The organism is Epilithonimonas hungarica (genome assembly GCF_900102265.1).
Classification (GTDB): Bacteria; Bacteroidota; Bacteroidia; order Flavobacteriales; family Weeksellaceae; genus Epilithonimonas; species Epilithonimonas hungarica.
In genome coordinates this window covers 654,626-669,814 of record NZ_FNBH01000003.1, presented here as the reverse complement: position 1 = coordinate 669,814, position 15,189 = coordinate 654,626, and the positions used below count along the sequence as shown (strand labels likewise).

The 15,189-nt window shown below is 36.6% G+C and carries 14 protein-coding genes; 9 read left to right on the top strand and 5 right to left on the bottom strand.

Features of this window, described 5'->3' with window-relative positions; translation table 11 throughout:
• The 5 genes from BLT30_RS14810 to BLT30_RS14790 form a co-directional block, all read left to right on the top strand.
• Window positions 1-1,077: RHS repeat-associated core domain-containing protein (locus BLT30_RS14810; protein WP_139166672.1), on the top strand; the 1,077-nt coding region annotated here is incomplete at its 5' end.
• An 11-nt stretch (window positions 1,078-1,088) separates the two neighbouring features.
• On the top strand, window positions 1,089-1,622 hold the full coding sequence (locus BLT30_RS14805) for a hypothetical protein (protein WP_089874323.1): 534 nt from the start codon (window positions 1,089-1,091) through the stop codon (window positions 1,620-1,622).
• A 337-nt stretch (window positions 1,623-1,959) separates the two neighbouring features.
• Entirely contained in the window at window positions 1,960-3,009 is a 1,050-nt protein-coding gene (locus BLT30_RS14800; protein WP_139166670.1) for an RHS repeat-associated core domain-containing protein, read from the top strand.
• A complete protein-coding gene (locus BLT30_RS14795) occupies window positions 3,003-3,431 on the top strand; it encodes a hypothetical protein (RefSeq protein WP_089874321.1) in 429 nt (142 codons plus the stop codon). Before BLT30_RS14800 ends, BLT30_RS14795 begins: the two co-directional genes overlap by 7 nt.
• Window positions 3,421-3,702, top strand: a complete 282-nt coding sequence (locus BLT30_RS14790) for a hypothetical protein (RefSeq protein ID WP_089874320.1) — start codon at window positions 3,421-3,423, stop codon at window positions 3,700-3,702. The genes BLT30_RS14795 and BLT30_RS14790 overlap by 11 nt, the downstream gene beginning before the upstream one ends.
• A 478-nt stretch (window positions 3,703-4,180) precedes the next feature.
• Here the strand turns inward: BLT30_RS14790 and BLT30_RS14785 are convergent, their stop codons facing one another.
• Window positions 4,181-4,534, bottom strand: coding sequence for a hypothetical protein (locus BLT30_RS14785; RefSeq protein WP_089874319.1), 354 nt, complete (start codon window positions 4,532-4,534; stop codon window positions 4,181-4,183).
• Window positions 4,535-4,580: 46 nt separating this feature from the next.
• Window positions 4,581-4,955: a hypothetical protein gene (locus BLT30_RS14780; protein ID WP_089874318.1), complete on the bottom strand. Its 375-nt coding sequence runs from the start codon at window positions 4,953-4,955 to the stop codon at window positions 4,581-4,583.
• Between the two features lie 217 nt (window positions 4,956-5,172).
• On the opposite strand from BLT30_RS14780, the gene BLT30_RS14775 reads away from it, so the two are divergent.
• The 4 genes from BLT30_RS14775 (at window position 5,173) to purH (ending at window position 9,348) form a co-directional block, all read left to right on the top strand.
• A complete protein-coding gene (locus BLT30_RS14775) occupies window positions 5,173-5,709 on the top strand; it encodes an NADPH-dependent FMN reductase (RefSeq protein WP_089874317.1) in 537 nt (178 codons plus the stop codon).
• A 295-nt stretch (window positions 5,710-6,004) separates the two neighbouring features.
• Window positions 6,005-6,994 carry a phosphoribosylformylglycinamidine cyclo-ligase gene (purM, locus tag BLT30_RS14770; RefSeq protein WP_089874361.1) on the top strand — a complete coding sequence of 330 codons (990 nt, stop codon included), beginning with the start codon at window positions 6,005-6,007 and terminating at the stop codon, window positions 6,992-6,994.
• Window positions 6,995-7,071: 77 nt separating this feature from the next.
• Window positions 7,072-7,635: a phosphoribosylglycinamide formyltransferase gene (purN, locus tag BLT30_RS14765; protein ID WP_089874316.1), complete on the top strand. Its 564-nt coding sequence runs from the start codon at window positions 7,072-7,074 to the stop codon at window positions 7,633-7,635.
• Between the two features lie 195 nt (window positions 7,636-7,830).
• The gene (purH, locus tag BLT30_RS14760; protein WP_089874315.1) at window positions 7,831-9,348 is read left to right on the top strand and encodes a bifunctional phosphoribosylaminoimidazolecarboxamide formyltransferase/IMP cyclohydrolase; all 1,518 of its coding nucleotides are present in this window, start codon (window positions 7,831-7,833) and stop codon (window positions 9,346-9,348) included.
• An 82-nt stretch (window positions 9,349-9,430) separates the two neighbouring features.
• Here purH and BLT30_RS14755 read toward each other — a convergent pair whose 3' ends face one another.
• The 3 genes from BLT30_RS14755 to BLT30_RS14745 form a co-directional block, all read right to left on the bottom strand.
• Window positions 9,431-12,316, bottom strand: coding sequence for a T9SS-dependent choice-of-anchor J family protein (locus tag BLT30_RS14755; RefSeq protein ID WP_175487203.1), 2,886 nt, complete (start codon window positions 12,314-12,316; stop codon window positions 9,431-9,433).
• 109 nt (window positions 12,317-12,425) lie between these two features.
• Entirely contained in the window at window positions 12,426-13,565 is a 1,140-nt protein-coding gene (locus tag BLT30_RS14750) for a tetratricopeptide repeat protein (protein ID WP_089874313.1), read from the bottom strand.
• Between the two features lie 2 nt (window positions 13,566-13,567).
• A complete protein-coding gene (locus BLT30_RS14745) occupies window positions 13,568-15,142 on the bottom strand; it encodes a helix-turn-helix domain-containing protein (RefSeq protein ID WP_175487202.1) in 1,575 nt (524 codons plus the stop codon).
• Window positions 15,143-15,189 lie beyond the last annotated feature (47 nt).

Genomic DNA, 15,189 nt, shown 5'->3' with positions numbered 1-15,189 from the left:
AACGATTACTATCCCTTTGGGATGAACATGCAGGGCGTGGACTCTTCCTTTGATACGATGGGATCGTTCCTGAACCACAAGTACAACCGGAAGGAGCTGCAGGAGACAGGATTCTATGATTATGGATGGCGGCAGTACATGCCTGACCTGGGAAGGTGGTTCGGGATGGACCAGTTGTCGGAAAGGTATAACTCTTTTTCTCCTTATGCTTATGTGATGAACAATCCTGCAATGATGTACGACCCGGATGGGAGAGTATCATATAGCTGGATAGCTGGTTTGTATAATAATGCGAAACCTGGAGGGTCTACTACTTATTCTGATTTTGATTCTGATGGTAATTGGGGGAGTTCTACCTTTTCACCTATGGGAAGCGGAGAAGTAACTAATTTTTATAACTTTCTTGCTGTTGGCGGAACTGGAAATTACACATATTTTACAGGACCAGCTTCTACGTCAAGTACTTATAATAGTTCGCAAGGTGCTTATAATGCAACTATGGATTTGGGGATTGGACATAATATAACAATTAAGGATAATTCTCAAAATGAATCTGGAAACTGGCTTGATGTGGCAGGAACAGTCAATGATTATAGAGATAATATTGGAGGTGCGCTTGCAGATAATGCTGGTTTAACAAGATTTGGTACAAACGGTAGGTTGTACTTTCCTACTGCAAATGGGCGTGTGTTTTATGGTAACCAATATGCAAGAACATTTTCTTTAGCTAAATGGGGAGGTATAGCTTCAAAAGGAGCTTTAGGAGTTAACGCAACAATAGGTTTAATTAAAACAGGACAGGGATATCAAGCAGATGGTGGAAAATTTGGATATAATGCACAACGAGCCGCCGTTGGAGCAACAGTAGGTGTATTAGGTGGCTGGGGTGGCGCAGAAGCAGGAGCACTTATGGGTGCTGAGTTTGGAGCAACAGTTGGTTCTTTATTTCCTGGTGCCGGAACTGTAATTGGAGGTGTCATCGGCGGAGTTGCAGGAGGCATAATTGGTGCTTTCGGCGGAGGAATGTGGGGTCAAGCCGTTGGAGAAGGAAGTGTGGATGCTTATTATTTACATTAATAAACTAAATTATGAAAAAATTAGAAACATTTTGGAACACTATTCATTATTTTAATTATAGGTTTGAATTAAAAATTCAAAAATTTTTAAGAGGAGATGGAAATTATAGTCAGCCTACATCTAATCTAGAAGTACAAAAATGGAGAGATGTAGAAAAAGAAATTTTCGAGAAAGGAGTTAAAGACCCTCGTTATGGTTTTAGTAGTATTATGGCAGGAAATTTTATATTTGGTTTAGCTGTAATTATTGGAGGAGGAATATTTTTTATATTGATGGGATTAATAAAATATTTAATTGGTACAGATATAAACGTAGCGCTTTTTGTAATTGTTTGTATAGTTCCATTTGTTTCTCTTACTTATTATTATGTATTTTACAAAGATAAATATCTTATATATTTTAAGGAATTTGATAAGAAGCCAAAAGAATGGAGAATAAAATGGAAATGGATAAGTTTTTTTACTATAATAGGAGTTATATTATTTTTGATATTAAGTTTTATATTAATGGATTATTTATCAAATATTGGTCATGTTCCAAAGTGATATGTTGGACAAGGCGGTCATGTTCCAAAGTTAGTGATGGATATGGTTTTAGATTTTAAACAGTTGGAAATCAGATAAATAATAATTAAAAAATTTAAAAGCGAGAGTAGGAATAACCTGCTCTCGTTTATTTTTGAAGAAAAAACATATCCTAAATGATTGGGAATCATAATACGTGTATCAAATTTAGTGATGGAGTGAAATTTATAAATGTTATTTTTTATTTTTCAATAATAATTTTTATTTTAGAGCTTCAAATTAGGAGGTTTATAAACTTATATTTATAAATTGAAAATAGAGAAGGCGATCTTACCAATACAAAGACCACTTGGGGAATGTGAGGCTTAGTTACGCCAGAAACCCCGATACAGGCAGCATAGATGTTCTTGACCGGAACGACTACTATCCCTTTGGGATGAACATGCAGGGCGTGGACTCTTCCTTTGATACGATGGGTTCGTTCCTGAACCACAAGTACAACCGGAAGGAGCTGCAGGAGACTGGCTTTTATGATTGGAGACAGTATATGCCTGATTTGGGGCGTTGGTTTGGTGTTGACAAATTGGCTGAGAAGTACCATATGATGAGTCCTTATGGGTATACGGCAAATAATCCTATTATGTACTATGATATAGACGGAAGAGATATGCCGGGATGGTTACAGAATTTATGGGACGCAACAAAGTATAATCAAGTTACTACTTTTAGTGGTTTTGACTCCAGCGGTAGTCCAAGTTCCATAAGTTTTGGAAACACTTTCTCAGCTGAAAATTTCACCTCATTTGTTAATTTTTTACAGGGCGGAGGAACAGGTAATTATACTTTTTGGACGAATGGGTCGGGAGCTGATTCGGTAGGTTATAGCAATGGGGCTTACAGTGGGAATATTCAAGGTGTTGTTGGAAATAATATAAAAATTAAAGACAATGGCTTTTGGAATGACGTGACAAATAAGGTAAATCAGGGTCTGGAATACTTAATTAAAGATTTATTCTATTTAGAAGTTAGTGGAGATGCATCTATGGGAAGTTTTTTAGATATAGAATTAAAAAATGGGCTTGGTCTTAACCTTGGTAAACGGAGTACTATAGCTGACTTTTGGTATATTAAAGATGCAGGACAAGTTTTGGCCGATTTTGGAGCGGGAACTTATGACCAAGGCGAAAAAGAAAGCTTTAATATTGGAGGTTCCTTTATATTTGGTGCTAATTATAATGTAACAGACAAAGGAGAAAATACTATTTCTATTGGATATAAAGGGATAGGTATAAGCAGAACTTGGGGAGGCGGTAAGCCAGCAAGTACTTTCATAGGATTAGATACTGGTGTTTCTGTCGGAGTAGGGTTTGGAGGTTCAATTAATATAAAAACAGGTTTAAAATGGTAGTATTATCAAGCTTTTATGTTCATATTTATAGAGCATTTTTAATTTTAGTAATTGTATTGAATACTATTGGTATTTTGGTTATAAAATTTCTTTTACCAAAAGAAAAAGCTATCACATATGATTTATCTTTCAACATAGTTTTAATTATATTTTGTTTTATTGTTTTAATTCTTTCTTTAAAATTTGCAAGCGTTAGTTATGATAAGAAAAATAAAATTTTGAATGCCAAAACTTTAAAAAGCAAATTTAGTATTCCAAGTAGTGATGTTATTAATATTGAAAGAAAGTCTATAATACTTTGTAAAATAACTTATAGTAATGGTGATTCAAAAAAATCCCTGATATTCCAACCAAGCGCTAGAATGTTTTTTCCTTTTACAGATTATCCTGAAAGAATAAGGAAGTTACTAGGTGAAAAATAATGACAAATATAATCTTGATGACTTGGATTTACAATCCAAAATTAATAAAATAACAAACCCGGATGGGAGGTCGGGCAACTGGTGGGACAATGTCTGGAGCAGTGCAGGAAATAATGGAACGACCACTTATACCAATTTTGACTCTAATGGTAATTGGGGTAGTTCTACTTTTTCACCTTTTGCACAAGAGGGTACAGCAACTGCGTTTGGTAATGTATCAAAGTTAGTGATGGATATGTTTATAAATATTAAACTGCTGAAAATCAATTGAAATAATAATTAGCAATTAATAAAATGAGGATAGGTATGACCTGTTCTCATTTATTTTTGAAGAAAAAACATATCCTAAATGATTAGGGATCATAACAGGTGTTCCAAAGTTAGTGATGGAGTGAAATTTATAAATGTTATTTTTGATTTTTCAATAATAATTTTTATTTTAGGATTTCAAATCAGGAGGTTTATAAACTTATATTTTAAATTGAAATAGAGAAGACGATCTTACCATTACAGGGACTACCTAAGAAACACGAGGCTGAATTCCGATAACGCGGATTTGTAATCCGTGCTTTTTACTATTAATATTAAAAAAGTGATAGTATTGGTCACGGATTACAAATCCGCGACATCAGGGGCATGATCTTTCTCTTAAATATCCTCATTATATTTGATTAATGTAAACTTGCAAAGTCGTTAACTTAATTAAAAGTTGGAATTTTACAGATTGATTTTACAATATAAATAAAGAATCAATTCAAAAAGTGTGTATCAGGAATCCGGGTACAATATTCGCTGCCAAGGTATAATGGGTCACCATGCTTCTCTGACCAGAAACCATCCAAGATATCCTGGTTGATAAAACGATAGACCGCTACACCTTTATAGATTTTGCCATCATCACCTTCATAATTGAAATTGATGACCAAGATATCATCTCTGAAAAAGCCTGTCCCTTTCTGGATATGGTCACCGATTGTCCATCGTGCGAGTATTCGGTTGTTTTCATCCAAGCTTAGAGTTAATACACCATGATAACTGATTCCATTCTCATCCTGATTACTGCCTTCCACTGCATAATTGCCCACCAGGTACTGTATTGTCATGTCTTGTTTTTAGTAACAAACTTACAAAATATGGTTCAATAAGTTTTTACAAACGTACTTCGTTGATGCTAAGTTGGTCCATTAATGTTTGAAGATTCTCAATGTCTTTCAGTACCTTTTTGTAGGATGCTTTAGCATAATCTGCAAAATTGGCTTTAGAAGATGGTTGTCTGTCTTCGGTTTCAAAAGCATTGTTGATCTGTGGATTCTCTACGATATCGTCTTTGTAATTTCCTAAGCATTCTTTGATCACACGCTTTTTCTTTTTGCAGGTTATGTTGTCCTTCAGGTTTTGCAAAGAACTTAGCATGTAAGGATTATCATTGTAGGGATTGCTAAAGCCGGCATCTGCATTGTCTTCGTGATAAACAAGATAGCGAATGTCATTGTTGGGTTTAAGGTAGTTTTTATCAAATATCATATCGCCGAAGGTATTAGAGTTAAATCAAATAGTAAATTATATTTGATTTCTAATATCAATTTTAAGACCATAAAACGATTTGGGTACTAAGTATTGTTAATTAGTATTGTTTTTTGTGATAATTTGATAAATAATCAAATATTAAGAAAAACTAACTTATATCAATGATATCCATTTTTAAAGTCAATACATTTGGAACTTTAAAATTTAAACTAAAATGAAAATAGTAGCATTTGCAGGAAGTAATTCCAGAGAGTCCATCAATAAAGTATTAGTAGAATATACGGCGAAACAATTTATCGGGGCAGAAGTAGAACTTCTTGATCTGAACGATTACGAGATGCCGATCTTCAGCGTGGACAGAGAAAAGCACGACGGAATCCCAACTTTGGCTTTGAGATTTGCTGAGAAAATAGATGCGGCAGATCTGTTGATCATTTCTCTGGCGGAGCATAATAGTTCTTACACAGTAGCTTTTAAAAATGTATTTGACTGGGTTTCAAGGGTCAAGGACAGAAAACATTTCGGTGAAAAACCGGTATTTGTTTTAGCAACGGCAACTGGTCCTGGCGGTGGAAGACACGTGGTTGCTGCTTTTGAAGCGAGAGCCAAGTCCAGTGGTGCAAATGTACTGCAAAGCTTCTATCTTCCTAAGTTCAAAGAGACCTTTGATATCGAAAAAGGTATTGTGGATGAAGAAAAGAATGCTGAGTTTCAGGAGAAATTATCTGCTGTTAAAAACTTTTTTGGATAAGATCTTGGATATTAATATTAAGAATGCTTAACTTTGTACCAAAGAAAAATGAAATTAATCAGATGAAAATCCCGCAAGTTCATTTCCAACAGTATTTTAATTCTTGCAAAAAGAATTACACAAACACCTCCGAACTTGTGAACTAAAATAACGGCCGACATATCTCTAAGATTGTCGGCTTTTTTATTTGATAAAATTGAATAAAGTAAGTTTGAAATAAATCTAATGAATTCCAAGATTCTTTCAGGTGTCAAAGTCTGAAAGAATCGAAAGAATCGCAATTCTGAAAGTAAAAATGAGCAATACCTATAAATCAGCCGGCGTTGACAAAGAAGAAGGTTACAAGACCGTTGATAAGATCAAATCTGCCGTTGCAGAGACCCATAACAAAAATGTTCTGAACAATCTGGGAAGCTTCGGTGCTTTCTATGAGATTGCAGGATATAAGAACCCTGTTTTAGTTTCCGGGACAGACGGCGTTGGGACCAAACTGAAAGTAGCTTTGGATTCCAAAAAATACGATTCTATCGGTATAGACTGTTTCGCAATGTGCGCCAACGATATCCTTTGTCACGGCGCCAAACCATTGTTTTTCTTAGATTATCTGGCTTGCGGAAAGCTGGATTCAGACATTGCAGCGGAAATAGTTCTTGGAATGGTGAATGCCTGCAAGGATAACAACTGCGCTTTGATTGGAGGTGAAACTGCCGAGATGCCGGGGATGTATCAGCCTGGCGATTACGATGTGGCCGGATTCTGCGTAGGAATTGTAGAGAAAGACCAGATTATCGACGGTTCCAAAATCAGAAAAGGAAATAAAATCATTGCAATTCCAAGTTCTGGATTTCATTCCAACGGTTTTTCGTTGGTAAGAAAGATTTTCCCGAATTTCGAAGAAGAATTCGAAGGAAAACCTTTGTATGAGACTTTGCTTGTGCCGACAAGATTATATTACAAAGACATTCACAAAGTTTTGGAAGAAGCGCCACTTTACGGTATTGCGCACATCACAGGCGGCGGATTGTACGAGAATGTACCGAGAATTATTCCGGAAGGACTTTGTGCTACTATCGATGCTTCTAAGATCAAAATTCCAAACGTAATGCTGGAATTGGAAAAACGTGGGAATATCGCAAGAGAAGAGATGTTCGGAACTTTCAATATGGGTGCAGGAATGGTCTTGGTAACCGATGAGAATCACGTTGATAAAATCCTAGATCTTTTGGAAGATGCTTACGTGGTGGGCGAAATTACAGAAGATTCTGAGAAAATTAAATTAATATAAGACACAAGATGATAGATTTCGGACTTCAGATTTTTTCTGACATCTGACATCTGACATCTGACATCTGACATCTGACGATGAACAATATCACCATTTTAATTTCAGGTTCAGGAACCAATCTGCAGAGAATCATTGACTGTATCGACAACGGAGAAATCCGAAATGCAAAAGTGAATCTAGTGATTGCAGACAGAGAATGTTTCGGATTGGAAAGAGCAGAAAAACATAACATTCCTACTCAATTGATCAAACGTGGAAAGGACTTTTCTGAGAACTTAGAAAAAGCAATTCCGGAAAATACAGATCTGATTGTGCTGGCAGGCTTTCTATCCATCTTGAAACCTGAGTTCTGCCAAAAATGGGAAGGTAAGATTATCAATATTCATCCGGCATTGTTGCCAAAATTTGGAGGAAAAGGAATGTGGGGACATCACGTTCACAATGCCGTGATTGAAGCTGGCGAAACAGAAAGTGGAGCAACCGTCCATTTTGTGACTTCGGGAATCGATGAAGGTGAGATTATTCTACAGGGAAAATTTGAGGTGAATAAAAATGATACAGCAGAAACATTAGCTCAAAAAGTTCATCAGATTGAATATGATATTTTCCCGAAAGCCATTGATTTGGTTCTTAATAAATGAAAATATCAAGTTAAAGTGAAAACGATATTTTAATTCGTAAGTTATTTTAATATAATGATTTATGAATTTTAATTCAAATTAACTTTAATTAATAAAAGATAAAATCTATAGTAAATAAAAAGTAAATCCGGAGGTGAAAGAACCGGTAAATCACAGTTTGAATAAAACTGTAAAAAGTAAAATTTGAAAGAAAAAATGAGTAAAAAGAGAGCACTTATCAGCGTATCTGATAAAAGCGGTTTGGTAGATTTTGCCAAATTTTTGGAAGCTAACAACTACGAATTGATTTCCACAGGCGGTACTTTCAAACATTTGAAAGAAGCTGGACTTAATCCAATCCAAATTGATGAAGTAACCGATTTTCCGGAAATGCTGGACGGAAGAGTGAAAACGCTTCACCCGAAAGTCCATGGTGGATTGCTGGCGGTTCGTTCCAACAAGGAACATATGAAAACAGTTCAGGATTACGAAATCGGACTGATTGATATGGTGATCGTGAATCTTTATCCGTTTTTCGAGAACGTGAACAAGGCTATTTCTCTTGACGAAAAAGTAGAATTCATCGATATTGGCGGACCTTCTATGTTGCGTTCTGCGGCCAAGAATTTCAATTCGGTTACAGTTTTGACGGATGTTGATGATTATCAAATCGTTAAAATAGAAATGGAACAAAACGGTGATACTTATCTTGAAACCAGAAAGAGATTGGCCGGAAAAGTATTCAATTTAACTTCTGCTTATGACGCAGCGATTTCCAGAATGCTTTTGGATGAAGAATATCCAACTTACTTAAATGCTTCTTATAAAAAAGTTTCTGATTTAAGATATGGTGAAAATCCCCATCAGTCTGCAGCTTATTATACTTCGACTTTCGAAAATGGCGCAATGAAAGATTTTGAGATTTTGGGAGGTAAAGAATTATCTTTCAATAATCTTCGTGATATGGATTTGTGCTGGAAAGTTGTCAATGAGTTCAAAGAAGAATTAGCTTGTTGTGCAGTGAAACATTCCACGCCTTGTGGTGTGGCAGTTGGAACAACAGCTTTGGAAACTTACACAAAAACCTTCGAATGTGACCCGATTTCCATCTTTGGAGGAATCATCGGGATGAATTATAAAGTGGATGCAGCAACAGCGGAGGAATTGAACAAAACGTTCCTAGAGATTGTAATGGCAACGGATTTTGATGAAGATGCTCTGGAAATTCTTAGAAAAAAGAAGAACCTTAGAATCATCAAAATCAAAAATGTAGTTACCGATAAACAAGTTTGGGTAAAAATCGATGGTGGAATGTTGGTTCAGAATGCAGACGACCAATTCTCAGAAGATATCAAATTGATGACAGAGACGGCTCCGACAGAAGAACAAAGAAAAGCTTTGCTGTTCTCTCAAAGAGTTGTTAAATATGTGAAATCCAACGCAATTGTGGTTTCAAACGGTGTTCAGGCGATTGGGATCGGTGGTGGACAAGTGAACAGAATCTGGGCAACGCAGCAGGCGATTGAAAGAGCTAAAGAAAAATTCGATGGTGAGTTGGTTTTAGCTTCGGATGCCTTTTTCCCTTTTAGAGATGTGGTAGATTTCTGTGCGCAGGAAGGTATTAAAGCGATTATTCAACCCGGCGGAAGTATGAAAGATAATGACTCTATTGAAGCGGCAAACGAACATAAAATTCCAATGTTATTTACAGGAATGAGACATTTTCTGCATTGATATATTATTGAATTTTCAATTCATTTAAAAAAACACTCCCAACTGAATTCAGTTGGGAGTTGTTTATTATGGTTATTAGTTCTTATTTTTTGATCACCTTGAATGATTTTACATTAGATGATGTCCTTATATTCACAATATAGACACCGGAAGGTAGATTTCTCATGTCAATATTGGCTGTTTTTGCATTGGGCTTTTCAGATTTCACTATGCTTCCTGCAAAATTATATACTGCAATATTCTCGATCACATCGCCATTCATTTTTACCGTCAGGTTATCGACAACAGGATTTGGATAATATTGAAGCCCTTTATCTTTCGTATTATCTGCAGTTCCAAGCTTCTCTTCGACGGTTACAACAAAACTGCAAGTATCAATTATCTGTCCGTTGAAAATCAGGTTGTGCTTGACCGTTGTTTCCCCTACAGGAAAAATTGCGCCTGAAGGCAATCCTTCTGTCAATACTGAAAAGACTCCCGTGGAAGCACCCTCACAAGCAAAAGTCAAATTGTAGTTGACCACGGCACCGATATTACCTGGATTTGTATAAACTGTCATGTTTCCAGGACAAGTATAATCACATTCCGGTGGATCTGGCAGACCAACCATGTAAACCTGAACATCATCTATCAATGCTCCTGTTCCTTTTGCAGCCAATGAGTTAAATCCTAAATAATAAACCCCGGAAGAATTGGGCGTGAAAGATATAATTGCTTCTTCGTACTTAGAACCGCTTACATTTTTGCTCCATATCACATTCTCTTTTTGTACGTATGCATAAGCTTTATTAGCAATGCTCAAACTCATTGGAACGTTGTCTCCTATAGACCTATACTTGAATTTGATCAGAATTTCCTTTCCGCCCTGTAGATTCAGACCTCTTGAGAAATACCAGGAATTGGCATCAAAATAATAATTGAAATTTTGAACTGCATGAGATTCTCCCTCAGCAGGATATGACGAATCGATCATCCACTGGTTGTTTCTTGATATAGATTGTGTGATCCACTCATCTTCGGTTTCAAATCCGTAATTATAAGGCAGGTTAACCGCAGATCCAGGATTTGGCAAGGTTGTGAAATAAACAGGTCCTGCCCATGAACTGTAGGTGTCTTCTCCACAATTAGCTCTTACGTAAGCTTCGTAAAATGTTTCCGTAGACAAACCTTCTACATGAATCTCTGTGTTGTCAACAGGTGTTCCGGAAGATGGCGTGCCAGTGCCGGCAGGTTGTACTACATATTGGTATCCATTTGCGGGTTGTGTAAGGAAATCCCACGTCAGATCTACAGTTGTTTGTCCATAATTGGCTTTTAAATTGGATGGTTTTGCACAGTTCGGGCAGGAAGCAATTATTGGTGTACTGATGTTTTGCTCGCTTGCGCTTCCTACAACATTACCATTAGAATCCAGGATCTCATAACTGGTTTGCCATCCGCTATGGCTTCCTCCGTTCCAAACAGTAGTAATGGCATCACCGGAATTTATCTTGAAAGGGAAATCCAATACATCACCAATTGGTAATGTTATGTCCGGAAATACAGGGTCGCCATTGACAAACAAACTCATCGTATTGTAGTTCCAGCCATCTCCCTCTGAATCTTTGAGACGAAGGATATATTCGCAAGGAGAAGAATCTTTGTCAGAAACTTTTACATTGTCAAACATAACATAGCCATAATTTGCGTCAGAATAGGCTTGATATCCTAAATAATAAACTCCGTTATCCGGAACAGTGAATGTTACATTAGCAGTGTTGTAAGTAGTGCTTTGGATAAAATCATTATTCCAGATCTGCATGGCGTTTGCAGAAGGGAAAGGGTCTTTGCTCACGACTACTTTCATCTTTTGCGGATAATATTCATCCTGACTGGATCTGTAGTCGAACTGCAAAGTAATTTCCTTACCTGCCGGAAGATTAATTCCTCTGGAGATCACCCAAGCGTCGGAAACATTTTCGCTGTCATCGTGCATTAAATAGTTTTTTCCGTCAGATGGACCATATAGTCCTCCGGGACCTAAGTTAAACTCACCTTTTACCCAAGGTTTTCCAACTGGTGGTTCAAGAAGTGTCCAGTGGCTATCTCCTTCAAAACTCTCATTATAAGGTAGATTTACAGGAACTGCCGTTGTAGCTGGATAGGTTTTGAAAACAACAGGGCTAGACCAGTTTCCATACAGTGAACCTGAGGTGCACACAGATCTTACATACAACTCATATTGAGTGTTCGGTTGCAAGCCTTGAGCAGTTGTAGAAAGACCTTGTGCCGGATTTCCTGGCTCGGTAGGAATACCTGTTCCCGGCGTTTTGATCACATACTCAAATCCTGCATCCGGAGTTGAAGCACTTTGCCAAGATATATCTGCCGTCGTCTGTCCCGGAACTGCTTTTACATTGGTCGGTTTTGGGCACAATTCTTCATACAGATTGATATTGTCCAGACTTAGATATCCTAGATTCGGGTCCGGATAAAAATAGAAACCCACATAATATGTACCGTTTTGAGGAACTTCAAAAGTTGTGTGTGCATTTTGGTACGTATTGATCTGGATCTCTTCGTTCACCCATAATTCTGTAGAATTTTCCAGAACTGGAATAGGCTGCTGCTTCAGAACCACTTTTAATTTAACTGGAAAAAGGGTATTCAGACTGGATCGGTAATCAAAATCCAATGCAATTTTGTGCCCTGCTTCAATTTTAATGCCTTTTGTGATGAGCCAGGCCGATCCTCCATTTTCGTAATCACTCTGGGCACGTGCATAGTATTGGCCTTGTGAAGGCTCGTAAACGGTGCTGGTTTCGTCCGTTATAACCCAGGGATTGCCTGCTCCTGTGTTGATGTTGTACCAGTAATTTTGTTCAGTTTCTGTTTCGAAGCTATTGGAATACGGAAGCGATACCGGATCCGTCTGTCCGAAAGCGAAGAGGAAACTCAACAAAGAAAAAATAGTTAATGCTTTGTTCATATAATTCATTTTGCAACAAACATAGAACGGGAGCTTTGTAATTCCTATTTTTATACTTTAAAAATGAAGAAATATTCATTGTTTTTGAAAGAACTTTGAGAATATATGATCAGGAAGAGTGCATGTTATCTTCGGGAATCTGTTTTTTCAGTTTTCTGATCTTTGCTTTGGTCTGCACTATTTGATAGATCACTAAAACTATCAAGATACAAAGAACGATGATGATCCAATATTTAGCCGTATTGTTGTTTTCAGAATCTCCCTTGGCTGTTTGTTTTACAATGATTTCATTTACGGATTTCTTTTTTGCACTAATATCGGTATTGGTTTTCTGCTTATAAAGGTTTAGATATAAGGTGTGATTTTCAATATCGTTCAAAGCATAATAATTTTCGGAAATATATTTATAAACTTCTGGGTTGGCATTTTCTACTTTGTTGGATTTTAAAATCAGGATTGCCTTGTCAAATTCTTTTTTGGCTTTCAAATAGTCTTTTTGCAAGAAGTTAATTCTACCCAGCCCTGCCAGACTTTCTGCATTCAGAAGAGCATAGTTTCCTTTGATGGCATATTGCAGTGATTTTTCAAATGATCCTCTTGCAGCTTCGAGTTGATCCTGCTCCAGAAAACATCCTCCAATTTCATTATAAATATCTGCTATGGAAAACCGGAGCATATCGCGATTTTTAAGTGCTGGTATATAGACTTCCAACGCTTTTTCATAATAGGTTTTGGCAAAATCACAGCCTAATTCGTCACGGTAGACCAAAGCCTTTAAGAAAAGAATGTTGCCCTTATAAAACTTCAACGAGTCGGGTAGAGGATGCTTTTCGATCAGATCATAGGCTTCGTCAGCATAATATTTTGCTTTGCTGTAGATATTGAGATTATGGTATTTTTCACCGATGAATCCAGCAACCTGGATCTGGGTCGGATAATCATTTATTTTCTGCGAAATATCTCTTGTTTTAAAAGCATATTCTATGGCTTTTTCATAATCCTTTTTTACGGAATAGCTGCTGCCAATGATCGTAAGGATAGAGATTTCCATTTTTGGATTTCCCTTGTATTTTTTGTAAAGCTCTTTGCCCAGCTGGATAACCTTTTCCGGATTTGAGTTCATCATCAGGAACAAAGAATCCAGATGAGGCTCATTTTTGTTTTGTGCTGAGAAAGTCTGTGAATTGATTATAAAAAGAACACACAGGACTATTAATACATTTTTTATTTTTTGAATAAGTAATTTCATGATCAATTGGCTATAGAAAATTCTTTTTTAATAAAACTGATGAATTCTTTAGGAGAGATCCCTGTTACAGTTTTAAACACGGTTGAAAAAGAAGTATGGGAAGAAAATCCGCTTTCTTCGGCAAGATAGCTGATCTTGTAATTCAGAAAAGATGGTTCGTTACGGAGTTTGTTTATGATATAATTGATTCTTAGTTCGTTGATATAGGAGTTGAAATTTTTTTGTTTGTGCTTATTGACAATTTCCGAAAGATATCTTGTATTGGTGTCAAGCTCTTTTGCAAGAGAATGGAGGGTAAGGCTTTTTTTTGTAAAATCTTTTCCTTTTTCGAAGGCAAGAAGCTTTTCCAATAGGATCTGCTCGGTTTTTTCAGGAATAAGCTGTGGCGTTTTGGACATCTCTTCAACATCTTCTTTGCCTGAAATCATGATCTCCTCTTCTTTCTGCGTTTTTTTCAGCTTGCTGATGTACTCTTTATAATAATTATAATTTTGTCTGGTTCTAAATCTAAACCAAAATACAAAACCCAGTACAAGAAAAGCAAATCCGATCACCCAGATCAAAATATGATTGGTTTTGTACCGCCGATGGTCTTTTGCTTTGAAATCACTTTCACTGAGTGCAAGTATCAGGTCACTGGCTTTTTGCTGTGCCGAATTGATGGATTCATTCAGTTCAAGATATTTCAGGTTATGAAATTGATATTTGGCATTGTTGCCTTCTGATAAGTAGAAATCTGCTAAAAATTGATGGATGTTCTTCTTTAAGACTATATCATTGACCTTTTCTGCTAAAATTATAAGTTTTGGGATCTCACTGAGATATTGCTGTTTGTTTTTTTGAATAAAATTCGCTTTTGCAACATCTAATTCAGCATAAGCCATAAAATTTTCTTCCAAGCCTGATTTTATGGAGAGCTGCAAGGCTTTTTCAGCATATTGCAAGGATCTGTCCCATTTCTGATCCATCCCATAAGCTTTTGCCAATTGGCTATATGATCTGGAGACTTGATAGGGAAACCGGCTTGAAAATTTTTTTAGAAGAGCATCATCAATGACTTCTGTAGCCTTAAGGTACTTTTTTTGTTCACAGAGCAATATAGATCTTGCAGTTAGAAAATCAATATACAAGCTTATTTTTTCAGGAACATCAGTAAAATTACCATCGAATTTTTTTTCAACCAGATCGAGTCTTTCCTCTGCTTTTGGAATTACACCCAATTTTCTGTAAAGGTCACCCAAGATAAGATTTGTGCGTAGCAGCTCCGTAGAATCATCATTAAATGAATTTGAATGGAGGGATTCTAGAAGAGCGTTTAATGCAACAATGTAATTTCCCTGCAGGATTTGAGCTTCGGCTTTTAGATTCAAAGCCTTGGACCGTTCTTCGTCGGCATCCGCATTGATAGAAAGATATTCGGAAATTGTAATGGTCTTTTCAGGGTGAGTGTACAGGTCTCCCAGTGCATTTTTGTAAATATCTTCTTTTTCTGACTTTTTTTGAGGAAACATACAAATGCCACAAGTCAGCATAAGCAGAACAATAAACTTATTGGCGTGTAGAATCTTTTTTTTCAAAAACGCATTCCTCAATCTCATTGCTGCAAAGATATAATTTGCAAATA